The 24,909-nt window shown below is 58.5% G+C and carries 22 protein-coding genes; 11 read left to right on the top strand and 11 right to left on the bottom strand.

Features of this window, described 5'->3' with window-relative positions:
* Nucleotides 1-199: 199 nt before the first annotated feature.
* Nucleotides 200-1,543: a DUF1015 domain-containing protein gene (locus tag IEW09_RS12820; protein ID WP_188554615.1), complete on the top strand. Its 1,344-nt coding sequence runs from the start codon at nucleotides 200-202 to the stop codon at nucleotides 1,541-1,543.
* Nucleotides 1,544-1,672: 129 nt separating this feature from the next.
* Here the strand turns inward: IEW09_RS12820 and IEW09_RS12815 are convergent, their stop codons facing one another.
* On the bottom strand, nucleotides 1,673-2,266 hold the full coding sequence (locus tag IEW09_RS12815; protein WP_188554614.1) for a hypothetical protein: 594 nt from the start codon (nucleotides 2,264-2,266) through the stop codon (nucleotides 1,673-1,675).
* A 286-nt stretch (nucleotides 2,267-2,552) separates the two neighbouring features.
* Here IEW09_RS12815 and IEW09_RS12810 point away from each other — a divergent pair, with 286 nt between their 5' ends.
* Genes IEW09_RS12810 through murI form a run of 3 tightly spaced genes read left to right on the top strand, consistent with a single transcriptional unit; the run spans nucleotide 2,553 to nucleotide 4,866 of the window.
* Entirely contained in the window at nucleotides 2,553-3,302 is a 750-nt protein-coding gene (locus IEW09_RS12810; RefSeq protein ID WP_188554613.1) for an N-acetylmuramoyl-L-alanine amidase family protein, read from the top strand.
* A complete protein-coding gene (locus IEW09_RS12805; protein ID WP_188554612.1) occupies nucleotides 3,299-4,021 on the top strand; it encodes a GerMN domain-containing protein in 723 nt (240 codons plus the stop codon). The genes IEW09_RS12810 and IEW09_RS12805 overlap by 4 nt, the downstream gene beginning before the upstream one ends.
* Before the next feature lie 2 nt (nucleotides 4,022-4,023).
* Entirely contained in the window at nucleotides 4,024-4,866 is an 843-nt protein-coding gene (gene murI / locus IEW09_RS12800; protein WP_188554611.1) for a glutamate racemase, read from the top strand.
* Between the two features lie 212 nt (nucleotides 4,867-5,078).
* Here murI and IEW09_RS12795 read toward each other — a convergent pair whose 3' ends face one another.
* Entirely contained in the window at nucleotides 5,079-5,531 is a 453-nt protein-coding gene (locus IEW09_RS12795) for a DUF1569 domain-containing protein (protein WP_188554610.1), read from the bottom strand.
* Nucleotides 5,532-5,624: 93 nt separating this feature from the next.
* Complete coding sequence (locus tag IEW09_RS12790) at nucleotides 5,625-5,918, bottom strand: hypothetical protein (RefSeq protein ID WP_188554609.1); 294 nt, start codon at nucleotides 5,916-5,918, stop codon at nucleotides 5,625-5,627.
* Nucleotides 5,919-6,548: 630 nt separating this feature from the next.
* Between IEW09_RS12790 and IEW09_RS12785 the strand changes: the two genes are divergently transcribed.
* The 4 genes from IEW09_RS12785 to IEW09_RS12770 all read left to right on the top strand — a co-directional run bounded on the left by IEW09_RS12785 (nucleotide 6,549) and on the right by IEW09_RS12770 (nucleotide 9,635).
* Nucleotides 6,549-6,929, top strand: coding sequence for an EVE domain-containing protein (locus tag IEW09_RS12785; RefSeq protein ID WP_188554608.1), 381 nt, complete (start codon nucleotides 6,549-6,551; stop codon nucleotides 6,927-6,929).
* A gap of 101 nt (nucleotides 6,930-7,030) precedes the next feature.
* The gene (locus IEW09_RS12780) at nucleotides 7,031-8,242 is read left to right on the top strand and encodes a GGDEF domain-containing protein (protein ID WP_188554607.1); all 1,212 of its coding nucleotides are present in this window, start codon (nucleotides 7,031-7,033) and stop codon (nucleotides 8,240-8,242) included.
* A gap of 104 nt (nucleotides 8,243-8,346) precedes the next feature.
* Nucleotides 8,347-9,108 (top strand): enoyl-ACP reductase FabI, encoded by a 762-nt coding sequence (locus IEW09_RS12775; protein ID WP_188554606.1) that lies wholly within the window; start codon nucleotides 8,347-8,349, stop codon nucleotides 9,106-9,108.
* 17 nt (nucleotides 9,109-9,125) lie between these two features.
* Nucleotides 9,126-9,635 carry a DinB family protein gene (locus IEW09_RS12770; protein ID WP_188554605.1) on the top strand — a complete coding sequence of 170 codons (510 nt, stop codon included), beginning with the start codon at nucleotides 9,126-9,128 and terminating at the stop codon, nucleotides 9,633-9,635.
* 56 nt (nucleotides 9,636-9,691) lie between these two features.
* Here the strand turns inward: IEW09_RS12770 and IEW09_RS12765 are convergent, their stop codons facing one another.
* The 4 genes from IEW09_RS12765 to IEW09_RS12750 form a co-directional block, all read right to left on the bottom strand.
* The gene (locus IEW09_RS12765) at nucleotides 9,692-11,506 is read right to left on the bottom strand and encodes an ABC-F family ATP-binding cassette domain-containing protein (RefSeq protein ID WP_188554604.1); all 1,815 of its coding nucleotides are present in this window, start codon (nucleotides 11,504-11,506) and stop codon (nucleotides 9,692-9,694) included.
* Nucleotides 11,507-11,556: 50 nt separating this feature from the next.
* On the bottom strand, nucleotides 11,557-12,087 hold the full coding sequence (locus IEW09_RS12760; protein ID WP_188554603.1) for a hypothetical protein: 531 nt from the start codon (nucleotides 12,085-12,087) through the stop codon (nucleotides 11,557-11,559).
* A 95-nt stretch (nucleotides 12,088-12,182) separates the two neighbouring features.
* Nucleotides 12,183-12,491, bottom strand: a complete 309-nt coding sequence (locus IEW09_RS12755; protein WP_188554602.1) for a hypothetical protein — start codon at nucleotides 12,489-12,491, stop codon at nucleotides 12,183-12,185.
* Between the two features lie 49 nt (nucleotides 12,492-12,540).
* The gene (locus tag IEW09_RS12750) at nucleotides 12,541-13,311 is read right to left on the bottom strand and encodes a bestrophin-like domain (protein ID WP_188554601.1); all 771 of its coding nucleotides are present in this window, start codon (nucleotides 13,309-13,311) and stop codon (nucleotides 12,541-12,543) included.
* Between the two features lie 159 nt (nucleotides 13,312-13,470).
* On the opposite strand from IEW09_RS12750, the gene IEW09_RS12745 reads away from it, so the two are divergent.
* The 3 genes from IEW09_RS12745 to secA all read left to right on the top strand — a co-directional run bounded on the left by IEW09_RS12745 (nucleotide 13,471) and on the right by secA (nucleotide 17,809).
* Nucleotides 13,471-14,319, top strand: coding sequence for a rhamnogalacturonan acetylesterase (locus tag IEW09_RS12745; protein ID WP_188554600.1), 849 nt, complete (start codon nucleotides 13,471-13,473; stop codon nucleotides 14,317-14,319).
* A gap of 51 nt (nucleotides 14,320-14,370) precedes the next feature.
* Nucleotides 14,371-14,718: a hypothetical protein gene (locus IEW09_RS12740; protein ID WP_188554599.1), complete on the top strand. Its 348-nt coding sequence runs from the start codon at nucleotides 14,371-14,373 to the stop codon at nucleotides 14,716-14,718.
* 97 nt (nucleotides 14,719-14,815) lie between these two features.
* Nucleotides 14,816-17,809 (top strand): preprotein translocase subunit SecA, encoded by a 2,994-nt coding sequence (secA, locus tag IEW09_RS12735; protein ID WP_188554598.1) that lies wholly within the window; start codon nucleotides 14,816-14,818, stop codon nucleotides 17,807-17,809.
* Nucleotides 17,810-17,892: 83 nt separating this feature from the next.
* On the opposite strand, the gene IEW09_RS12730 is transcribed toward secA, so the two are convergent.
* The 4 genes from IEW09_RS12730 to IEW09_RS12715 form a co-directional block, all read right to left on the bottom strand.
* Nucleotides 17,893-18,474 (bottom strand): hypothetical protein, encoded by a 582-nt coding sequence (locus tag IEW09_RS12730; RefSeq protein ID WP_188554597.1) that lies wholly within the window; start codon nucleotides 18,472-18,474, stop codon nucleotides 17,893-17,895.
* 2 nt (nucleotides 18,475-18,476) lie between these two features.
* On the bottom strand, nucleotides 18,477-20,420 hold the full coding sequence (locus IEW09_RS12725; RefSeq protein WP_188554596.1) for a sensor histidine kinase: 1,944 nt from the start codon (nucleotides 20,418-20,420) through the stop codon (nucleotides 18,477-18,479).
* 2 nt (nucleotides 20,421-20,422) lie between these two features.
* Nucleotides 20,423-21,877: a sigma-54-dependent transcriptional regulator gene (locus IEW09_RS12720; protein ID WP_188554595.1), complete on the bottom strand. Its 1,455-nt coding sequence runs from the start codon at nucleotides 21,875-21,877 to the stop codon at nucleotides 20,423-20,425.
* Between the two features lie 223 nt (nucleotides 21,878-22,100).
* Complete coding sequence (locus IEW09_RS12715; RefSeq protein WP_229739297.1) at nucleotides 22,101-24,491, bottom strand: lytic transglycosylase domain-containing protein; 2,391 nt, start codon at nucleotides 24,489-24,491, stop codon at nucleotides 22,101-22,103.
* Nucleotides 24,492-24,909: the final 418 nt, after the last annotated feature.

The raw sequence follows: 24,909 nt of genomic DNA, 5'->3' as shown, positions 1-24,909 counted from the left end.
GCCTGAACCAGAGAAGAAGTCTCCCACCATACTCCTTCGTCAAACAAACCACGCACGCAGCTTACACCGATCTTCGGTCCTCTGTGTCACTGGACGAGAACCAGCCCTCTGCGGTTGCCTCAAACTACCGCCGACGCCACCGATTCACACAACACCCGTACAATATCCTCATACCCATTCTCTGGAGAAAATAAAAAGCATGGCCCGCATCTACCCCTTCCGCGCCCTTCGTTACGACACCTCCCGCGTCAAGATGGAGGACGTCGTCACCCAGCCCTACGACAAGATCACCCCGGCCATGCAGGAACGCTACTACGAGACCAGCCCCTACAACCTCATCCGCGTCATCCTCGGCAAGCAGTTCCCCACCGACACCGACGAAGAGAACTGCTACACCCGCGCCGCCGAGACCCTCCGCGACTGGCGCAAGGAGAACATCCTCCGCGAAGAGGCCGAGCCTGCCCTCTACGGCTACTCCCAGACCTATACCGTCCCCCACACCGACGAGGTACGCGAGCGCCGCGGCTTCATCGCCTTAGGCCATCTCTACGACTACGCCGACAAGGTCGTCTACCGCCACGAGCAGACCTTCCCCAAGCACAAGTCCGACCGCCTGAGCCTCTTCAAGGCCACCCGCGCCTACTGCGAGCAGATCTACATGCTCTACTCCGACCCAGCCTTCACCGCCGAAAAGCTCATCTTCGATAGCGGCTCCCCCGCCGACCTCGCCATCACCGACGAGTACGGCGTCGTCCACAAGGTCTGGAAGCTCACCGATCCGCAGCTCATCAACCTCATCGTCACCGCCATGGCCGACAAAAAGCTCATCATCGCCGACGGCCACCACCGCTACGAGACCTCCGTCGCCTACGCCAAGGAGCGCTCTGCCCAGCTCCAGCTTCCGCTCAACCAGCCCTACCCGCCCATGAACGAGGACTCGAAGCTCGGCACCGGCCACCTGCCCGTCCCGGCCTTCCCCGAAGCGGCCATGATGATGACCTTCGTCAACATGGAGGCCCCCGGCATCACCATCCTGCCGACCCACCGCGTGGTCTATGACATCCCCGAGTTCAGCTCGCCCGACTTCATCACCAAGGCCTCAGCCTTCTTCGACATCGAAGAGCTCGACTCCCCCGACGTCAGCATCCTCGCCAAAACTCCCGGCGTGGCCATCGTTGCCGCCACCGGAGACGGCAACTATCTGCTCAAGGCCAAAAAGGAAGTCATCGCCAAGGAACTGGCCAACATCCCCGCGCGTCAGGCCCAGCTCGACGTCGTTCAGCTCCACTCCATCATCCTCGATCGCATCCTCGGCCTCAGTTCTGACACCATCACCAAGCTGGGCAACGTCCGCTTCATCCGCGAAGTCGACGAGGCGGTGGGCCTGGTCACCAGCGGCGAAGCCGACGTGGCTTTCCTCATCAAGCCCATCACCCTCGACCAGCTCAAGGACGTCTCCCTCTCCATGGACGTCATGCCGCAGAAGTCCACCGACTTCTACCCCAAACTCCTCAGCGGCCTCGCCATCTACGCCCTCGACTAAACCAACCTAAAGGCGCGGTCATCACAAAGATGACCGCGCCCACCCATAACATTCCCCGCCGTCATTCTGAGCGCAGCGAAGAACCCCCGCATTTGCCTTTGCTTGAGTTATCCCAGATTGTTGTGAGATCTACAAATTCCGGCCAAACGTGATCTTTACTCTCTTCGACACCTGGAAGTATCGGAACCAGATGGCGTAACCCGCGACAATGAGTAGACCTTCTGTGATCAACGCCACAGCCAACTCAGCAGTGCCGGGAGAGGAAGCTAACAGTGCTATTCCATCAATCATGATGATTGCCCCTTGGAAAGCGCCAGCTGTGAGTTGAATGAAGATCATCCTCAACGAGGACCGAGCCCGCCGCATGACGCTAATACCGGTCGCCAAATTCCATGCAGCTATTCCGAGGCAGAGAATTGCGAATGCAAGCATGATGCTGGAAATGCCTCCACGCAGCGAAATAGCCAACCGTATCTGCGTGTATATTCCCCCGAATAACCCGAGGCAGTACCAAACCAGCCAACCTTCAACACCATCGAGGGGATCCTTTGCGGAAGCCGACTCTTCGACTGAAGGGGGTCTATGCGCAATCGGAGGTGGTCTACGCGCAATCTCGGCGCGGAGTGCTTCGCGTGCTTCGGGAACTAGTTTGTCTTCGTCGGCGGCAAGTTGGGCCAGTTGGTTGGCTGACATCTTCCGATATCGCTGGTCTAAAGTCGTCACACACCCTCTTCCCGTCGCCTTTAGTAGGCAATTGGCATCTCGTTTGACAAATGACTGTCTGTAATCTCAACAGTCTAACCAAGGGCCTCGTCACTTGTCCGAAAAACGGTATATCAGACCAAGTGACTGTCGCGTGCAATAGGCTCCTACCTTCTTTGGTCCTTATCGTTTTTGGTCGAGTGCGAGTTTCGTAACAGGCTCGTTAAGCCTACCTTCTCACATTGACAAGGAATCAACACCCTCAACCACGCCCGTCATCCCAACCAATTACAATCAACTCAATCCATTGACTCCTCCCCGGAAGCAATTCGCCGCCGCCATCCTGCTCAGCCTCAGCAGCCTCGTGTCCCTCGCCCAAACCCCTCAGCCAGCCCAACCCCAAGCCCCAAAGCCTCCACTGACAGTTCCCTTCACGCCCAAGCGCACCCTAGTCCTCATCGACCCCGCCCACGGAGGCCCCGATACCGGAGCCCACCTCCCCAACGACCTCCTCGAAAAAGACATCACCCTCGCCTTCAACAACCGGCTCCGTGCCCTGCTCTCCGCGAACAACTTCGCCGTCATCTCCACCCGTACCTCCGACCCCGCCGCCGCCTTCACCACCGACCAGCGCGCCGAGATCGCCAACCACGACCACCCCGCCGTCTGCCTCATCCTCCACGCCACCAGCAGCGGCTCCGGCATCCACCTCTTCACCTCTACCCTCACGCCGCCAGCACATCCCACCCGCATCCTCCACTGGAACACCGCTCAGGCCGCCTCCGTCCCCGATAGCCGCCTCATCGCCAACCAGATCGGCGTCTCCCTCCTCCAGGCCAAGCTCCCCGTCATCCTCGAACAGGCCTCCGTCCCTCCGCTCGATAACCTCATCTGCCCCGCCATCGCCATCGAGCTGGCACCGCTGGCCAACGGATCGGCGACCCCCACTCCCGTCTCCGACCCCAGCTACCAGCAGCGAGCAGCACAAGCCATCGTCGCCGCCCTCGCCCAGTGGCGTACCGAAACCACAGCTACCCCCGACGGAGCCGCGCAATGATCCCCCGCTACCAGCGCATCCTCTTCTGGAGCCTCGTCGGCGGCATCTTTCTCATGGCCGCCTTCCTCATTCACGGCTGCCGACAGGCACATAAGCGCCTCACCGCGCTCAACGACGCCACCCCCATCGCCGCGCCCACCACCGCCAGCACGCAGGACGTCACCCTCTACCTCGCCAACGACGCCGACGGCTCCATCGCGCCCGACCAGCAGCAGATCGCCCTGCCGCAAGATCCAACCCTCCGCGCCCGCGCCCTGCTCGATCATCTGCTCGGCGAATACTCCCTCCCCACCTCCGCTCACGTCCTGCAAAGCGGCCCCGCCGTCGATGACGTCTTCTTTCTCCCGTTGCCCATCACCACGCCAACGCCGACCAACACCCTCAGCGAAACCACCGGCCTACCCGAACAACAAAAAGCCGCTCCTACCCACTCCACAAAACCAACCGGCGAACTGGCCGTCGTCAATCTTCACGGCTCCTTCGTAGAGAACCACCCCTCCGGCATCCAGGTCGAAAACCTCACACTGCTCTCCATCATCGGAACCCTCCACGCCGCCTTCCCTCAACTCACCGAGGTCCGTTTCCTCGTCGACGGCCAGCCCCACGACACCCTCGCCGGCCACGCCGACCTCAAGCGCATCTATCCCGCCATCGACACCACGACAACCCCCACACCACCCCAGCCCGAAGCCGCACCCAACCCACAGGAAACACCCTAGCCATGACCGAAAAGCCAGCAAAGCTCCTTCCCCCCAATCCCACCATCGGCGTCTTCGACTCCGGCTTCGGCGGCCTCACCGTCCTGCGCGATCTGCTACCCCTCATCCCCGGCGCGCGCTACATCTACCTCGGCGACACCGCCCGCCTGCCCTACGGCTCCAAGTCCCGTGAGACCATCGCCCGCTACGCCGTCTCCAGCGCAAAGTTTCTCGAAGAACAAGGCGCCGACCTGCTCTGCATCGCCTGCAACACCGCCAGCGCCCTCGCCCTCGAAGACATCAAGCAGGCCATGCCCATCCCCGTCGTAGGCGTCATCCAACCCGGAGCCGAAGCCGCCCTCGCTACTTCGGAAGCCTCTCCCTCGACTCCAAAATCAGTCCTAGTCCTCGCCACCACCGCCACCACCCAATCTCACGCCTACGCCCAATCGCTCAACGCCCTCGGCCTCGCCGCCACCGAAAAGGCCTGCCCACTGCTCGTCCCCTTGGTCGAAGAAGGCTGGATCGACCACCACGTCACCGCCGAAGTCCTCCGCATCTATCTCAACGAAGCCTTCGCCGAAGCTCCCAACGCCCAAACCCTCCTGCTCGGCTGCACCCACTACCCTCTGCTCCAGCCGCTCATCGAGCGCACCCTCGCCGAGCTCAACCACCCCATGACCATCATCGACTCCGCCGCCGCCACCGCCGCCGACGTAGCCGCATACTTCCCACCCAACCCCAACGGCGCACCGGCCACCAGCCGCTTCTACGCGACCGACTCGATTGAAAAATTCCAGCGCCTCGGCTCCGCCTTCCTCAACCAGCCGGTCAGCGAGGTCCACCTGCTCGATCTGGGCGGCTAGCCCAGCCCACATCGCATCCTACCTGGCAGGACGCACGATTGCGGACCATAAAAGGAGAACGCTGCTATGAGTTCTTCTCGTGAAAAAGAGTCATGGTTTGATCGTTGGTGGATTCTGCTGGTCATCCTCTTTGGGGTGCTCTTCGTCGCCTTACTGGACTCGTTTCATCCCATGGGATAAAAGGCAGCAGAACGTTGCCAAGTCGAACGGCATCAGGCCCCAAACTGCCGCAGATGATGATCCAGATGCTTGTACATCCACGCCGACCACTCCTCCGGCGTCAGCTTTCCAAAAAAACTGTGCGGATGGCTCGTACATCCCTCTGGCCCGGCTGCGGCAAACCGGTCAATAATCCTGTTCAACTGCTCCCGCTCCACCGCCAGGTCCCGTTCATCGTCCACAATCAGTTCTGGAACCGTCGGCGAGTTCCGCCGCATGGGTTCACTTTCCTTGAATGCTATCGGCTTGATGATCCAACCGATGACTCGCCCCACCGGCATCCGCGGCGGACGCCTGTCACCGGTAGCCAGCTCCATCCCTCGCGTGCAGTGCGCTACCGCCTGCGACGCGTTCATCTTGCCCCATAAACGCTCGCTGTCCGGCCTCAGATGCGACATCCGCTCCTTGATCTCTTCCACCGTCGCTGGTTCAAAAAGGTTCTTCACGGATCAGAACTTCTCCTTCATCCACATGGCATTCCCGCGCTTATCCTGCTTTATATATTCCCACAAAGGAATGCATGTCAATGAAAATCAACCTCAAGCCCAGAACGATAAGGGCTCGTCCGCCTCCTGCTCAGTCGGCTGTGGCTGTCTCCCATTGGCTGGCTCCCGTCTCCGATTCTGGCTCGGTTGTTGCCGGGAACCTCTCTCCCATTCCTTATCCACCATAAAGCTCTCAAAGGAATTCACTTCGCCCTCAGTATCGAGGCCGCTTCGCAGCAACTGGCCGCGAACATCGGCAGCCCGCTGAGCAGAAGCTGCCTTCTCCGCAGCCCGGGTTGAGGACAGATCGACCGCATTGAAGGTCATCGGGTGGCCATGAATGTGCATTTCACCTCCTACCAATTGCCCCATAGAAGCGTCATGCAACTATCCCGCCACCGGCCGCTGGAAAAGATAAGAAAAACCTCATCCGAGCCTGCCAGACCCTTTGCTTGTCATTCCCGAAGGGAATCTGCGTTTCGCTCAAATCATCAAAACGGCATCTGAAGGAGAACCGCTCTAAATCACGTCATCTCGACCGGAGTTGCCGGGTCCCCGACGAGCTTGCTCGTTGGGGTGCAAGCGAAGCGAAGTGGAGAGACCCCTGTATTTTGCCTTGTAGCTCGTTACCGCATCTTTTCCCACAACCCCTCCCCCCTTAAAACCTGTCAAGCCCCCAATCTCATAACCTGCACATAAGAAGAGAAATAGACTCGCTGAAATCTGCAAATGAGTTTCCTTCCATCCGCTAAACTGAAACTGAGATCACAAAAGAAGTCCCCGCATTCCAGGACTTTTTCCATGGAGTATCTCCAACAGAGAATCGTCATAGGCACAGACTAGTCCAAAATCAGATCCAGACCAGGTCCAGACTAGTCCAGACCTATATCATTTCTTTTGAAGACTTTAGGACTTAAGTACGGGGAGGGGGGAGGTACCTCTTCCTCACCAGCAATCCGAGCGAACACAGGAGCCCACATGCCATACCTTCTGAAGACCGAACCGAACAAGTACTCCTACGACGATCTCCTGCGCGACGGCGAGACCACATGGGACGGCATCTCGAACAATCAGGCCCTGCTCTACCTGCGCGGCATGAAGCCCGGTGAAAAGCTGGTCATCTACCACTCCAACATCGGCAAGGCCGCCATCGGCACGGCCAAGGTCGTCTCGGTCGATGCCACCGATCCTAAAAATCCGAACGTCCGCATCAAGCCGGTCAAACGGCTGAAGCACGAGAAGTCGCTCGACGACATTCGCCAGTCCGCCGTCTTCAAGGACTCGATCCTCTTTCGCCAGTTCCGCCTCTCCGTCGTGCCTCTGACCGACGCCCAGTACGACTGGCTCACGCTCTCTTAGGCCATCCAAACGAAGCAGCACTACAACTTAAGTCTCGTCATCGATAGCCGCCTATCTGGATAGACTTTAACCGATGGCGTTCGAAAGGAGACGCCAATGGAATGTCTCTGCTTTCGTGGATCGACAATCGGACTCTGATCGGCTGTCAGATACTCACAAGCAGCGTGCTCGCTCTCGTCTTTCTTGGCATGAAGCACACGCACCCTCGCCTGCGCGGCGCACGGACATTTTCACTTGGCTTTGCCGTTGGAGTCGTCGGCTGCTGCCTGTTTATCGCTCGGGGCGCAATCTCCGATCTTGCATCGGTTGTCCTCGCCAATGCTCTGATCCTCTCGGCGTTTGCCCTGTTCTACCAAGGTCTGCTTCGCTTCTTCGACGACCAGCGCAGAATCTGGCTCGCCTTCGTCTGGGCCGTGATCGCTCTCTCGGTCCCGCCGATGATTTACTACACCCTTGTTCATCAGGAGACCGTCCCGCGCATCATCATCTGCGAAGCCGCCATCTTTCCTATCCGGCTTCTCATGACCATCGAGCTCTTCCGCTACGCCCGTGATCGATCGCTGCTGAAGCTCTTCGCCGCCATTATGGCTGCCTACACGCTGATGGGTGTGGCCCGCGTCGTACTCACGTTGCTCTACGGCTCGCCCGCCGATTTTATGCAGCGGAACCTCATACAAAGCTCCGTTCTTGTCATCAACGTAATTCTTGTCTGCATCATCGGGCTCTTCTTTCTGCTTATGTTAAGCGGAGAGCTCATGGACGCCCTTGAAAGCCAGTCCTTCGAGGACCTTGTCTCCGGCGCGCTCAACCGGCGCGGCATCGAGCAGAAGCTCGCCATCGAACTCGGCTCTGCCAAGCGCACACGCATGGCTCCCTCGATCGCCCTCATCGACCTCGACCACTTCAAGGCCATCAACGACACGCAAGGCCACGCGGCCGGCGACAAAGCGCTTCGCGAGGTAGCTCATGCCATCTCTTCCCGCCTGCGCGACTACGATTACGTCGGCCGCTATGGTGGCGATGAGTTTCTTCTTGTGCTTCCCCAGGTCAGCTATCAAGACACAACAAAGATTATTGAACGCATCCAACAAGCCATTCGCGCACTCCCGCACCCTCGGCCGGAGCTTCCCATCACCCTCAGCATCGGCGTCACGCAGGCTGTGCCGTTCGAGTCAGCGGAGGTCATTCTCGCCCGCGCCGACGCCGCTCTTTACGAAGCGAAACGTGCCGGACGCAACTGCTGCCGTGTGATTCCGCCAACTGTCGATGTAGAAATTCCCGCAGCGGTTACAGCGCCGAACAATCCCAGCTAGTCGCCACTAGCATCAGATTTGCTCCAGCGGCATTCGCCCACGTGCGTATTCGCCTCACTCACTGCTATCCTAACCATCGATATCTAACAGGAGCACATGACACTATGATCGATCTCAAAGGCAAAGTAGCCGTCGTCTTCGGCCTCGCCAACAAGCGCAGCATCGCCTGGGGCATCGCCCAGAAGCTCTCCGAAGCCGGCGCGTCGCTCGCCATCTGCTACCAGAACGAGCGCCTTCAGCGCGACGCCGAAGAACTTGCCGCCGATCTGCCCAACGCACGTACCTTCCAGTGCGATGTCTCCATCGACGCCGACATCGACAAAGTCTTCGAACAACTCAAGTCCGCCTACGGCAAGCTCGATATCCTCGTCCACTCCATCGGCTTTGCGCCCAACATCAAGAACACCGTCCTCCAGACGACTCGCGAGGACTTCCGCGTGGCGCACGACATCAGCGCCTACTCGCTCATCGCGCTGGCCCGCGCCGCAGAGCCGCTGATGACCGAAGGCGGTTCGATCCTTACCCTGACTTACTACGGCTCAACCAAGGTCTTCCCCAACTACAACATCATGGGCGTCGCCAAGGCCGCACTCGAAGCAGCCGTCCGCTATCTCGCCGCCGATCTCGGCAACAAGAAGATCCGTGTCAACTCTATCTCCGCCGGTCCCATCAAGACCCTCGCCGCTCGCGGTATCAGCGACTTCACCCAAATCCTTAATGCCGTCGAACAGCGCGGCCCGCTTCACCGTAACGTTGAAGTCGCCGAAGTCGGGAACACAGCACTCTTCCTTACCAGCGACCTCTCCAGCGGAATCACGGGCGAAATCACCTTCGTCGATTGCGGCTATAACATCACTGGACTCTAACCTTCAGGGAGAAATCTATGACCATCGCAGAAGTTCTGCTTCAGGACTACGACATCGAAATCTCGAACACGCGCCGCACCCTTGAGCGCGTCCCAGAGGGCAAGAACGACTTCAAGTGTCACGAAAAGTCCATGCCTCTCGGCAAGCTGGCGATGCATTGCGCCAGCCTGCCGCTGTTCGGCCACTACATCATCGAAGACGAGAGCATGGACCTCGCAGCACCCAAGCGTCCGCACGTCCCGCTGGTCTTCACCACCCGCGAGGCCGCGCTTAAATTATTGGACGAATCATCGGCCAAGTGCCGTGCTTCGCTCGCTGCAGCCTCTGACGAACACATGCAGAAGATCTGGAAGTTCAGCTTCGGCGAACAGGTCATCTCCAACAGCGCTCGTTCTTTCTGTTTCCGGGGAATGTTCTTCAACCACCTCATCCACCACACCGCGCAGCTCGGCGTCTATCTCCGTCTCAACGACATTCCCGTCCCCGCACTCTACGGCCCATCCGCCGACGAAGGCATGGGAGGCTGAGCCGACCCAACATTTGAGTTTCAGACAACATCCATCAAGCTGACCCAGAAACTGCTCTAACCGGCCTTTTCCGTCAACTCAGCCCATCGCGCATAGAGACCATCCGCAGCCGTCTGCGCGGTCTCCATCTCTGCCAGCGCTGCGGTCAGCTTGGTTGCGTCGATCACCACATCCTGCCGCTCCATCATTTCGCGCGCAGCCTGTAACCGTTCCTCAGCAGCCTCGACCGCAGCTTCGATTCCGGCAAATTCGCGAGCTTCGAGATAGGACAGCTTCTTCTTCCCGCTTGCTGGAGGGGCCGCTGGTGTAACGGAAGCAACCGCCTTTCCGGTAGCTTCAGGAGCAATTGCTTCCTCAATCTTTACGCCGCGCCACTGCTCCCACTGTGCGTAATCCGAAAATCTTTCGGCTCCGCCTTTGCCATCAAGTCCCAGCACGATAGTGGATACGCGGTCCAACATGTAACGATCATGGGTCACTAATACAAGCGCGCCTGTGTACTCGAGCAAACTCTCTTCAAGAATTTCGAGCGTGGCGATGTCGAGATCATTCGTCGGCTCATCGAGCAGCAGCAAATCCGCAGGTTCCAACATCAACTTCGCAATCAGCACTCGCGCGCGCTCACCACCGCTCAATCTCTCTACCGGCTGGTTCAGTTGCTCGCTGGTGAACAGGAACTTCGTCGCATAACTCGCCACATGCACCACGCGTCCCTGATAAACCACCGAGTCCGAATCCGGAGCGAGCGCGCGCCGCAGCGTAACGCCTTCATCCAGCTCGCGCATCTGACTGAAGTAGACAATCTTCAGCATCGAGGCTTTCTTCACCGTACCGGCAGAAGCCTCCAACTCTCCTGTCAGCAGCCGCAGCAGCGTCGTCTTTCCGCTGCCATTCGGTCCAACCAGACCGACACGCATTCCTGAGGTGATCAGAAAATTCAGCCCTTCGACGATCTTTCTGTCGCCCAGCGTGATGCTCACATCTTCGAGTTCGACCAATCGCTTCGTCTGCCGCTCCGTCGCAGAAAAGTCGATTCCCGCAGTCGCCGTCTGCACGCGTGAATTGACTTCCTTCAACTGCCCGATCAGCTCATTCGCGTTGTCGATTCGCGCCTTCGCCTTCGTCGCACGAGCCTTTGGTCCGCGTCGCAGCCACTCGACTTCGATCTTCACACGATTCTTCAGCGCATCCTGCAACTTGGTCTGCGCCTCCATGTAAGCTTCTTTGCCTTCAAGGAACTTCGAGTAAGTCCCCTTCACGCGCAGCAGACCGTCCGCATAGACGCGGTTCAGCTCGACTATCTCTGTCGCCACATTCTCAAGAAAATAACGATCATGGCTGACAAGCACACAAGCAAAAGCAGCCTCATTCAGCAGTCCCTCCAGCCACGAAATTCCCGCCAGATCAAGATGGTTCGTCGGCTCGTCCAGCAGCAGCACATCCGGCCCGCTCACCACGGCTTCGGCGATGGCCAGCCGTTTGCGCCAGCCTCCACTCAACTTCGACGCCTCTACTTCCAGCGATGGAAATCCAATTCGCCCACCTGTCTCGCGCAGCCGTCCTTCGCGCTCTGCCTCGGAGACATGCGCACGCTTCAGCGCAGCCTCCAATACATCGCGCACCGTCAGCCCGGCGGCAAACTCCGACTCCTGCTTGACGTAGCCGACACGTGCCCGCTTACGAAGCGCAACATCGCCCGTATCCGCGTCTTCTTCAGCAGCCAGCACTTTCAGCAGCGTACTTTTGCCTGCGCCGTTCGGCCCAATCAGCCCAATGCGGTCTCCATCGGAGACGGTAAATGAGATATCACGAAACAAGGGAGTCGCGCCAAAGGCCTTGGTCAAGCCCTGCGCATTTAAGATCGGTGGCATCTCTTCAGTCTACCGCGCCACAAAATAGATGGCCCCAACAGACAAAGAAGTTACTGTTGCGGCGGAGCGGACGGCGGAGCCTCAGCGGCCGACGGTTCCCGTTTCGTTGGGACATCCTTGCCATGCTCCGGGTCATAATCGTGATTGACCATCCAGGTCTTGAACGCTTCTACCGGCTCAGAGTTCATCCTGCCATTGTGCGTCGCATACGCAAAGCTTTTGACGTCGGTTTGAAGATTGCAGGTCCAATAGGCGTTGGACCGCCCGAACACAGGCATCAGAACGATCAGCTCCCGCCCCGGCTTCTTCCACTTCGCCGGATAGGTCTCATAGCCAAAAGAAGCCCTCAACTTGTCCGAGCAGGAATAGTTGAAATCGACTCCCCGGGCTTCGCCGTTCTCAAAGAGGTTCGCACGGCCATCGCCTTTCGATTCGTCGACACTTCGCATGGAATAGAAGGTCGTCTGATTGCGACCAAAGATGTGGATGCGCAGAGGGTAATCGGCAGGATTTCTGCTGGCGGCGCTGAGTATGGCAGGCGTGAAAAGAAGGCAGAGAGACAGGGACAACGAGAGACGCATGGTAACGAGCTCCTGATCAGGCTGAATATTATCCCGAGCGCGCGCACGGCAGCAACCGTCATTTTGTAAACATTCGCACCGATTGAAATCGGTTTTTAGTCCAGATCAAAATCCCGAAGCGGACGTTCTCCCAGCGGGCTTTCCTTGGCTTTTTTGACCGCCTCAGCAAACTTCTTTGCCAGAACATCGTCTTTGTTCTTTTGCGCCTCCACGCTTTGCGCAAAGATGGAGTCGCGCCGCTCATCGCTCTCGCGCAGCGCCCGCGCCGCCTCGCCAAAGTCTTCGAACATCTTCTTCCGAGGAGCCGGCGTATGCGCGATCACCGCGCGCGTCACGGGATCGATCTTCAACATCCCACCGCAATCCGGACACATCACCTCAAACGCCTCGTCACTCATCCCCATAACTCACCTCAATCACCCATTCTAAAACCGCAGCGGCAAATCGCCTCCCCTATTGCGGCGCGCTCTGCTGCATGATCACCAGCGCGCGCTGCAAAGGCGTCGGCGCTACGGCAACCGCGCCCTCAAAGGGCCTTGCCAGGTCCGCAATCGCCGCCAGCGTCACCGAGACTACAAACGTCAGCGCCAGCACCTGGCCATAGTGGAGCCATCTTTTGTCGTTACCTAACAGGCATGAAGAAACGACCGTTGCAATCCCGCCAACAATCAATAACACCCATAGAACGGCAGGCAGGCTGTTCTCATGCTGTTCCTCGCGCAATCTTCGCCGTTCCGACAAGTTGCTCATGGCGCTTGTCATGTGGTCCAGGCTGCTGACCTGCCCCGGCGTCTCCGCCTGAGTCGAAGTGAGTGTCTGCCACATCTGCTGCAATACGATCCCACCCGAATGGTTCTCGCGCTGCGTCTGCATCGCGGGCCACTCCTGATGGACCGCAGCATCGGCATACTGCACCGTCAGCTTCTGCATGATCTCCTTCTGCGACGACGGCAAGCCCACCGCGAGGCGATGCACATTGATAAGCGACGCCGTCTCCAGCGCCACATCCATCTCCGCTGCGCGAAAGTCATTCCATACCGTGAACAGCATGAAGCCAAGGATGACCCCATACGTCGTTCCCAGAACGCCCATCTGCCACGCGTTGACGTCGTTGATGATCTTGCGGTTCTCCACCGGCCAGAAGCGATTGAGCAACGCCACCAAAAGCATGGAAGCCACTAGCGCCAGAGCAATGGCAAAGGCGCTCTGCCCATAACTCAACATAAGCAATCCCCTGTCGAATCAGCTTGAATCCACCCGCCAGCCTACGCCCTGATCTGGTCCAATGCCATCTCTATCGCAGCCGTGCCTGATAAAAGTTTCAAGAATAAGAAATATTATTTCTATTGAAATTAAATAGCGCCGTCAGCTACTCTTACCGCCATGTCAAGGATCAAGCTCCCTCTCGCCCGTCTCAACCGCTACACTGCTCTTGTTCTGCTGACAGCCACGGCCGCTTTTGCCCAAAACTCTCTTCAGCCGCCGCCTACGCCGGTGCAAACCTCGGTCGCACCTTCAGCTCCGCTGAACCCCAATCTGCCCACGGTGTTTGTCGTGGGCGACTCCACGGCACGCAACCAGGCTGATCTTGGCTGGGGAGACCACTTCGCCCATTACTTCGACACCACGCGTATCAATGTGGCCAATCGCGCCCGCGCCGGCCGCAGCAGCCGCACCTTCATCAATGAAGGCTCCTGGGACCGCGTGCTCGCCGAGATGAAACCCGGCGACTTCGTTCTTTTGCAGATGGGCCACAATGACGGCGGCAACCTCAACGGCCCCAAGGCCCGCGGCTCACTCAAAGGCTTGGGCGACGAAACCAAAGACGTTACCCTGCCTGATGGCCATACCGAAACCGTCCATACCTATGGCTGGTACATGCGCAAATACATTGCCGACACACGCGCCAAGAATGCCACGCCAATCCTGCTCTCGCTGACCATCCGTAATATCTGGAAGGATGACCCCGACGGCAAACCCCAGATCGAGCGCGACATGGGCTACGACGCCGAGTTGAAACAGCTCGCCGCCGAGCAACACGTCGCCTATGTCGACATGGCCACCGTGGAAGCTGATCGGCTGGAGGCTACGGGGCAGGAAAAGACTGCGCTGCTCTTCCCCAAAGACCACACCCATACCAGCGCCGAAGGGGCCGAGCTAAATGCTCAATCGGTGGTTATCGCCCTGCGTAAGGCACACTCGCCCCTTGTTGCCTACCTCAAACCGCAGTAATGAGGACACACGCATCCCATCTGCGCTAAACTCACCACGAGGAGAGCCGCTATGCTGCATCGTCATCACACGATCACAATTGCAACATCGGCTCTGATCTTTCTTTGCCTTGCCCTCCACGTGCAAAGCGTCGCCTCATCGCAAAAGCCTCTTTCCTATAACGATGTCGAGGCCTACAAGCTATATGAGTCCCTTCTTCCAGCAGAGTGGACCGTTACCGTCGCCAACTTCCAACTATCGCCTGTAGCCTTCCATCTGGACAGAACGCTCACTATTGTCTACATGGGCCATAGTTGCAGTTCACTCTGCGGCGGGGGTATCTTCGACATTCTTAAAACGAAGGATGGCGTCTGGAAGAACCTGCCTTGGAACGGCACATCCCGCGCCTGGGCCTCCTGAGCAGATACCTGGCGCAACTCTGGGACACCTCTGTCCGTCCGTCTCCACACCATTTACACTAGAACTTGGGGGAAAATGCACCCCGAAGGACACTCGTTTGCTCGATAAAGCTTTTGCAAAAGTCTTCGGCACCAGCAACGAACGCGCCGTAAAGCGCCTTCTGCCAGCCGTTAAGCGGATTAATGACCTTGAGCCCACCATTCAGGCGCTCTCCGACGACGAGTTGCGCGCCAAAACCGTCGAGTTTCGTCAGCGCATCGCGGATACCATCGCTGCGGCCAAGATCAATCCCGAGGATGAAGACGCTGAAAAGGCCACCTACGATGCCGAACAGGCTGCACTGAAAGAGATTCTGCCCGAGGCCTTCGCCGTCGTCCGCGAGGCGGGCAAACGCGCCGTGCAGATGCGTCACTTCGACGTGCAGCTCATCGGCGGCATGGTCCTTCACTCCGGCAACATCGCCGAGATGAAGACCGGTGAAGGTAAGACCCTCGTCGCGACGCTTCCCTGCTATCTCAACGCGCTCGCCGGGCGCGGCGTCCACGTCGTTACGGTTAATGACTATCTGGCCAAGCGCGACGCCGAGTGGATGGGCAAGATCTACGGCTTCCTCGGGTTGACCGTCGGCGTCATCGTGCATGACCTCGACGACCAGCAGCGCCGCGAAGCCTATGGCGCCGACATTACCTACGGCACCAACAACGAGTTCGGCTTCGACTACCTGCGCGACAACATGAAGTTCGAGCTTGCCGACCAGGTGCAGCGAGGCAACTACTACTGCATCGTCGACGAAGTGGACTCCATTCTGATCGACGAGGCGCGTACGCCGCTCATCATCAGCGGCCCCACAGACCAGACCACCGACAAGTACGCTCGTGTCAACGCCATCATCCCCTCGCTCGAAGAGGGCGAGATGACCGAGACCCTCGACACCAAGACGTATACCGGTGACTTCGTCGTCGACGAGAAGGCGCGCGCCATCACCATTACCGATGAGGGCTGGGAGAAGATCGAGAAGCTGCTCGGCATCGGCAACATTGCCGAACCCGAGAACTGGGACCTCAAGCACCACGTCGAAGTCGCGGTCAAAGCCCACAGCCTTTACAAGCGCGATGTGGAGTATGTCGTCAAAGAAGGCGAAGTCATCATCGTCGACGAGTTCACGGGCCGCCTCATGCCCGGACGCCGCTGGTCCGATGGCCTGCACCAGGCCGTCGAAGCCAAGGAAGGCGTGGCCATCCGCAAGGAAGACCAGACGCTGGCAACAATTACCTTCCAGAACTACTTCCGCATGTACAAGAAGCTTTCAGGCATGACCGGAACCGCCGAGACCGAAGCTGCGGAGTTCGAAAAGATCTACAAGCTGGACATCGTCGTCATTCCGACGAACCGCGTCATGAAGCGCATCGAGAACTCCGATGTCGTCTATCGCACGTCGAAGGAGAAATACTTCGCCGTGGCCGACGAGATCGCGAAGCTGCATGAGAACAAGCAGCCGGTTCTGGTGGGTACGACCAGCATTGAAAAGTCCGAGCTGCTCAGCGAGATTCTCAAGCGCAAGGGCGTTCGTCACGTCGTCCTTAACGCCAAGTTCCATGAGAAAGAAGCTGAGATCGTGGCCCAGGCCGGACGTCTCGGCATGGTCACCATCGCCACCAATATGGCGGGCCGCGGAACCGACATTCTGCTCGGCGGCAACGCCGAGTTTATGGCGCGCCAGGAGCTTGTTCGCAAGAATCTTGCACGTGCGGTCTCTGCCGCCGAAGGAACGATCTCGCCCGTCGCAGGTCCCGGTATGGTTCGTTTCTACTACACCGGTCAGGAGTTTGAGACTACGCAGGATGCCTGGGACACCACCACCGCCACGCACGAGGCAGCAGCCAAGAAGGAGCACGAGGCCGTCATCAATGCAGGCGGGCTCCATATCCTCGGCACCGAACGCCACGAGTCACGCCGCGTCGACAACCAGCTTCGCGGTCGTGCTGGTCGTCAGGGCGACCCCGGCTCCTCGCGCTTCTTCCTCTCGCTCGAAGACGATCTGATGCGTATCTTCGCGCGTGAGTGGGTTTCCACCCTGCTGCAGCGACTAGGCATGGAAGAGGGCGTTCCCATCGAGAGCCGCATGATCTCCAAGCGCATCGCTTCTGCGCAGGAGGCGGTCGAGAGCCAGAACTTCGAGTCGCGCAAACACGTGCTTGAGTACGACGACGTCATGAACAAGCAGCGTGAGGCCGTCTATGGTCTGCGCAAGCAGCTGATGGGTGGTGTCGATCAGAAGCAGCTCATCACCGATGACTACGTCTCGACGATCCTCTCGAATCTGCTCGACGAGTACGCGCCGGAAAAGGCCCACGCCGACGAGTGGAAGCTCGATGCCCTGTTCGCCCAGATCTACGATGTCTTCGGCGCTCATCTCGAAAACGAGATCAACGCCACCGAGATGACTCGTCACGAGCTCGGCGAGTCCATCTTCGAGAAGCTGCGCGAACGCTATGACGTCAAGGAGCAGATTCTCGGCGCTCAGGCCATGCGTTATCACGAGCGCATCGTGATGCTCTCCGTCCTCGATGGCCTCTGGAAGGACCATCTCCTCGCGATGGACCACCTGAAGGAAGGCATCGGACTGCGTGGCTACGCACAGCAGGACCCGCTCGTCGCCTACAAGAAGGAGTCCTTCGACATGTTCGAAGGCATGATGCTCCGCTTTCAGGAAGACACTGCACGTCATCTCTTCCGCATGCAGATCATCGGACCGGACGGTAAGCCGATCGAGACTGCAGAACAGTTGCAGCAGGCTCAGCTTCAGCGCCCTCCAGTACAGAACGCAGATCCCAATGCGCTTCCAGCCTCATCAACGACGCATGCTCCGGTTCCCATCCCAACGCGGCAACCGTCCACGACAATCGATGCGCTCGAGCGCGAGTTTCAGCAGAAGAAGAAGCGCGAGTTGGACCTCGCCCGCGCCGCCGGAGCCAGTGCGGAGAGCAACGGCGCAACTCCTCGCCGCACCGGAGAAAAAGTAGGTCGTAACGATGATTGCCCCTGCGGCTCAGGCAAGAAGTACAAGAAGTGCCACGGCGCAGAGGTTTAGTTCCATAACAGTTAAATGAGTTCGGCGCGGCTTCTGCCGCGCTGAAGCTTTTTAGGCATTCAACTTTCTGCTTCAGACCGAGATTATTCTCCGCCCAGTTTGTCCAGATCGTCCAGCAACAGCTTCGCCTTTGTGGCCAGTGTTGTTGCACCTTCCACATCGCCGGAGTTCAATGCCTCCTGCGCCTGCTTCCAGAAGTTGCGAACGCGATTGACCTGCGACCGCTGTCTTCTGGCAACCTGTGGCGGCAACCCGTTCAAACGTATCTGAATCGTGTGGATCAAACTCGCCGCCTCGTGCTGGGCCTCCGGATTGGCTGCTCCTCCGGCAGTTAAATCACCGATAGCAGACTCGTCCGTCGCTGGCTCTGGAGCAGCTTCTTCCGCAGGAGCTGTAGCACTGCTCTTAGGCGCCAGCCGTCTTCGCTCGCGACGCGGAGTTGCCGCTGCTGCGGCAATCGGCATCGGCGGCAGATCAATTACCGGCGCGGGAATCAACGGTGGATTCGCCGGAGGCGGTATGGTAAGGAGCGGAATCGGTGTCAGCACCGGCGGCAGAACCGGAACTTTAGGTCCCTTGTGAAAATGCAGGCACCCGGTCAATCCGCATGACAGTCCTGTGCAGACGATCGCCGTCATCAATCTTCGCGTTATATTGTCGTACACGTTCAAACGCGCTCTCCCATTCTCTGATGACCGGTTGCCGCAGCAATCGTCTTGCGTCCCTCCACTCCTGCTCCTGTCGCAATTGGCAGCCGCAACGTAAACGTTGTTCCCCGCTCCGGAGAACTGGCGTCTGCATCGGACCGCACATCCATAGCCCCGCCATGCATCTGCAAGATGCGATACGTCGTTGCCAACCCGATTCCACTGCCCTTCGCTTTTGTGGTGAAGTACAACTCAAAGATACGCGGTAACAGCTCCGGTGGTATACCCTCTCCTTCGTCCGCTACCTCCACCACGGCAAACGAGTGCTCGCGGCGTATTAACAACTGCATCTTACCTCCGTGCGGCATCGCCTGCATTCCATTCAGCATCAAGTTCAACAACGCCTGCCGCACCAGTTCGGCATCTACGCGCACCATCACTGGCTCTGCCGGAGCTCTCACAATCACCTGCACACCATTTTCCTGCATCTCAGCGGCCGTCAGTTCGGTAACCGCATTAACGACCTGGCGGAGATCATGCTCCCTGAGGTGCAACTCCATAGGCCGCGAGAAGTCCGCAAGCGTTTGCACAACGCGGTCCAGCCGCTGCATCTCTCCAGCCAGGATATCGACATGCCGTTGCGCTCCGGCGAACCCCGAGGCATCACCGCCAGCCAGCTTGCTTCTTAATAGCTCCAGATGCACTACCATCGCATTGATTGGGTTCTTGACCTCATGCCCCACACCGGCAGTCAAGCGTCCGATCGCTGCGAGCCTGCGTGCTACCTCCAACTCCTGCTCCAATTGCAGCGCCGACTCTGTGTCACGCAGTGTCAGCAGCGTTCCCATATTGCTGCTTCCGCCTAATCCGTCATCGATACGGTCGAGCGAAATCTGCACCTGTCGTCCGTCTTCGAGGGTCACGCTCTCCGCACTCACTTGTCCGCCGCGCGCAAAGGCTCGCAACACAGCCGCTCCTAACGCCGTCCCTCGCTCGAAGATCTCGTCGAGTTGCTTGCCCACCAGCTCGCCTTCGGTTTTGTTCAGAAAATAGGCCACAGCATCGGACACCATCACTGCACGATAGTCAGCAGTAAACAGAAGCACGCCGTCACGCAGCGTATCCAGCATTTGAGTGAGGTTCGCCTGTAACGCCGTATAGCCTTCCTCAGTGCTGCGAATTCGCTGTCCCAAACGATCGATGGTCTTCGACACGCGAACTACGGCATCATTGCCCGAGTCCTCTCCTCTCGCAGCCGGCAGCGCATCGCGGTCAGCGATAGTCAAGCTCTCCAGCTTCCGGCTGATGACCTCAATCGGCTGTAACGCCACATTTGCCAGCAATCCGGCGGCAATCATTGCAGCCAACGCCGCAAGCAGCGCGAAGATGAGAGCATCCTTCAGCCACGGCTCATACGAAGCGCGCAGAAATGTCGAACGCACTCCCACATGCACCATCAGGAATGGCTTGCCGTTCCGGTCCAGCACCTGCACGATATCGAGCACGCGCGGCTGACCGAAGACCATCTTCATCTGCGACGCGATGCTCCCTGCCTGTATGCTCTGCAGGCTCATCCTGGATATTGCCTGCTGATCTAACGCATCGGGGTCCGTGCTCACCAATGTCAGCCCATGTGCATCCGTGACACTCACGTCCTGCACTGTAGGAGAGTAGCGCACCACCATATTCATGCCATCAATCAGCGGCTGATTGCTCTGCAGCGCATTTGTCACCGCAACCTGAAGAGCAGCGTCTGTCTTGTCTACCGGAGGCTGTGCGCGCAGCCCTGTCTCCACCGCTTGCCGCGTCATCAACCATACTTCGTGCGCCAGAACGTCGTTTGCTGCCGCCGTCTGTTCAATTCTCTGGCGCAGCAACTCGCTCACAAACAACGCCGACAGAATGAGGACGATCGCAAACGTCAACCCGGTAGCCGACACCACCAGCTTCGTCTTCAGCCGCATCGCTACTCCGTCACAACAGTAGACGCACTCTGGTATTCCTTCAACTTGTTCTGCAGAGTCTTCGAGCTGATCCCAAGTATCTCCGCAGCCTTCGTCTTGTTATTGTGCGTCGATACCAGCGTCTTCAGAATCAGTTGCCGTTCCGCCTCGTCTACCGTCGTTCCCACCTCGACGCGCACGGTATTTTTGTCTTCCAGATACCGCTGCATCTCGCTCGAAGCCTCACCGGCCTCGCTCTCCCCCATTGCCCGGCTGGACCGCGTCGGCGCCGGAGCAAATCCAGGCTCTCCAAAGTGCGGCGGCAGATGTTCTACCCCCAACATTCCCGTCCCCGCCAGAATGACTGCCCGTTCGATCGTATTGCGCAGCTCACGCACGTTTCCCGGCCACTTATACTCTTCCATGCGCGTCATCAGCGAATCTTTCAAGCCCGCTACCGTGCAATGGTGCCGCTCGTTCATATCGTCGATCATCTTTTCGGCGATTGCCGAGACGTCGATCAGATGATCGCGCAGCGGAGGCATATGAATGTTGAAGACATTCAGCCGGTAATAAAGGTCGCCTCGCAACTCACCGCTGGCCACCGCCTGCTCCGGGTCTTTATTCGTCGCCGCAACAACCCGCACATCCACGGCCGTCTCTACCTTGCTGCCAAGTCGCCGCAGCTTTCTGTCTTCAAGCACGCGCAGCAGCTTTGCCTGGGTTCCTGCCGGCATCTCGCCGATCTCATCCAGAAGCAGTGTCCCCTCCTCGGCCAGCTCAAAGCACCCGGCCCTGCGCTCGAGTGCGCCCGTAAACGCACCCTTCTCGTGGCCAAAGATCTCGCTCTCGATCAACGTCTCCGGAATCGCCGCGCAGTTTACCGCCACAAACGGCTTCAGACGGCGCGAGCTGAGATCGTGCAGCGCCCGCGCCACCAGCTCCTTGCCCGTGCCGCTCTCTCCCGTCACCAGAACCGAAACATTCGACGGCGCGACCCGCTCGATCATGTTGAAGATGTCCTTCATCTGCGGAGACGATCCCACCAACGGCCCCAGAACACCCGTATCCCGCAACTGGCGCCGCGTCGCCTCCAGCTCTACGTCAGCTTCGCGTTGTCGGCTTGCATTATGCAGAATGGTTCGCAGCCGTACAGGATCGACCGGTTTAGGGATGTAGTCATACGCTCCCATCCGCATCGCCTCTACAGCCGACTCAATCGATCCCTGCGCAGTCAGCATCACCACAGCGATGCGCTGCGGCAGCTCGCTGATGCGATTCAACAGCTCCATGCCATCCATACGCGGCATCTTCAGGTCTGTCACCACAATCGCCGGGGCCCACTCCACCGCCCGCTCCAGGCCTTCGATTCCATCGGCAGCGCACTCCGCCCGATACCCCCAGCTTTCGATCAACTCCGTTAAGCCGCTTCGTGCGTGAACTTCATCTTCAACAATCAGAACTTTTTCCGAGCTCATACCGACCTTTCAACCTTTGGCATCGATATTTCCTTGGATGCACACCCACGTTCCAGTGTATCTACTCCGGCAGGCAAAAATTACGAGTCGGTACTTCTGTTTCCCCGTAAAAGGGCATCCTTCGCCCATAAATCGTGAGCAAAGTTACCAAAGAGTTGCAATCGCCAAGCCGCCAACGACGGCTTCACCCGGTCGATTGCCGATCTCAGTCAAGCTCAGCCATTCAGTTCCCCGGATACAGGATCCGGTACATCTCCCGGTTCCGCAGAATTGCCTGCACATACTCCCGGGTCTCCGAGTAAGGGATAGACTCCACAAACTCGGGAATGTCCTTGTAATCATTGCTCGACATCCACCGCCGCACCGGCGAGTCTCCCGCGTTATACGCGGCCAGCGCGTACTCCTTCTGACCACCAAACCGGTCCAGCACCTGCCTCAGGTTCATCGTACCCAGTTCGAGGTTCACCTTTGCATTCAGCAGATCGCTTGTCGTGAAATGCCTGATCTTTTGCTTCCTGGCCAGCGATTTACCGACCGACGGCAGCAGCTGCATCAACCCATACGCATTCGCCCGGCTTACGGCACCGGCATTGAACTCCGACTCCTGCCGAATCAGCGAAGCCACAAAATAGGGATCGAGCCCATTCTTCTTCGACTCCGCTACGACGTCCGGCCAGTAGGGCTGCGGAAACAGCAGATGCCAATAGAGCGTCGGCACCTGGTCCACCGGCAGCGAGTAGAACGAGATCCCGCTGTGCTTCATCGACTGCACCGACCGCGTGTACTCCCCGTATGAGGCATAGATCTCGGCCTCAGCCAGCGCGCCCCATTCGCTCGATGTCTCGCTCGCCTGAATCTCCGGCCCGATGTACTCGTTCAGCGCCGCATTTGCCAGCAGCCGCGCTTTAATAAGGTGGATGTCATTCTCCGGCAGCTCACCCGTCAACTCCGGCACATCCAATGGCGGAACCGCGCTCAACACCGGAGAAGGGGCCACAGCGGGCTGGTCTCCCAGCACCTTCAGCCGCTGCCGGGCCAGATTCGCATAGTAGAAGTTCGTGTACGTCGTCGACAGCGTGCGGTAGTAGTTCACCGCCTGGCCAAAGTTATGCTCTTCGTCCTCGTAGATGCGCGCCCGCCAGTACAGGGCGCTGGAAACTTCCACGCCCGCCGGATACATCTGAATCTGCTCGTCCATCAACCGAGCCGCTTCGGAGTAGTTGCGCAGGCGGTAGTTCATCCACGCCGCTCGCCAGTGCGCCGATGGCGCATAGGTGCTCTGCGGGAACATCTTCACCAGCATCGAGTAGTGATAGGTCGCCTGCTGCGCATTGTGCTTCAACAGGTACATATTGCCGCCCGAATAAAGCGCCTCCTCCAGCCAGCGGCTCTTGGGAAAACGCTGAATCATCTGAGCGATCAGCGCGTCGTGCCCGGTCTCGTCGTCCTCATCGCGCGAAAGCTCCGCCAGCATGTACAGCTTCAACGCCGCGCTGTCTCCCGTCGTCTCCGGCAGCGCCTCCACCTGCTTGCGGCTGATGCGCTTTAACTTCATGTCGCACACCGCAGAGTAGATCTTCAAAACATCCAGATCGCTCGCGCTCAGCCCGGCACTGTTGCTCGCGATGGCGTGGTATTCCTCGCTCGCAGCAGAATACTGCTTGGCATTGAAGAGTTGATCGGCGTGGGCCTTGCGTTCGGCCGCAGTCAACGGCACTCCCATCGCGACTAACTGCGTCCGCGCCTGACCTGCCTCAAAGCTCAAAGGCTGCTTGAGATAGATGCTGCGGAAGATAGCAGCCGCCCGCGTTGTGTCGTTCGACATCTGGTAGGCGCGGCCCAAGGCATAGCGAAAATCTACATGAGATGCCTGTGGCGTACTTTCAAGCGGTTGCAGCACCTTCAGAGCGGATTGCGGATCAAGCTGCTGCAGATAGGCATTCGCCAGCAGCACCGGAGCGTCGGGGATGAAGATGCTCCCCGGATGCCGCTCCGCAAAGTTGTTCAACAGAGCATAGGCATCGGCACCGTGGCCCGCCTGCAAGGAGGCCTGCGCCCCCAGGTAGTCGGCGTAGTCGTCCAGGGCCTTGCCGCTCTGGTTCGCCTGGCGATAGGCATTCGCCGCATCGTCATACCGATGGTCGAGCATGTATGCATGTCCCAGGGCCAGATAGGCCGCAGCCGCTCCTTCCCCCGGATGGGAGTGTGCATAGCTCTCAACACCCCGGTACGCCGCCACCGACCGGGTCGCCGTTAGCTGCTGCGCCATGGGACGCAACTGTTCCGTGGCATGAAAGGCGCTGGTCAGCTTGATGCTCCGCGCCGTAGCCTTGGGTGCGGGATGGTGCCTTTTGTGTGTGGCAGTCCGTCTGCTTTTTGCCCGTCGACTGGAAGCAGAGGTGGTGGTTCCTCGCTTGCTGGTTTTTACCGTCGTCCGCGCGGAACTCTTCTTTCCCTTAGTAGTGCTTTTTTTCTCTTTCGAAGAGGTACTCTTTTTTGCCGTTGACGCAGTTTTAGAGTGAGCATGGCTGGATGTCGTCGCAGTTTGCGCCACTGCGCCGCTCCCCAGAACAACCATCGCTCCGACCAGCAGAAGCCCAACAAAAACCGGCAAGGAAGCTCCGGCACAACGACGCACGATCAATTCGTTCTTATTCTCACCCACCTATCTACTCTAAGCTGCACACGCTCCCACGTTGTCACTACAACTGCAAGGCAGAATCACAACAGGTACGCCGCAGGGGCCTTCCACGCTCACCCTATAGCTCTACAAGAGGCAAACCCTCTTTTCGCACCTTAGCTGAGAAAAAGATAAAACTCGAAGATAAGCCTCTTGTATACAAATACTTACACAACAAGCTCATCATCCCTTTCCTTCATCCCGGAGGACTGGCAAGGGGTAACCTTCTGGATTCTCTGCAAAGGAACAGTAATCTTGTGCAGCGAATAGCAAGTATGCAAACTTTGTCACACACCACAGCCCATTTGGGCAATTATTGTTCCACCCGCCTTACCAGAATTGCCTCTCATTT

It is taken from the genome of Edaphobacter dinghuensis (genome assembly GCF_014640335.1).
GTDB lineage: Bacteria > Acidobacteriota > Terriglobia > Terriglobales > Acidobacteriaceae > Edaphobacter > Edaphobacter dinghuensis.
The sequence above is the reverse complement of the archived record's forward strand: the minus strand, read 5'-3'. Positions and strand labels throughout refer to the sequence as shown.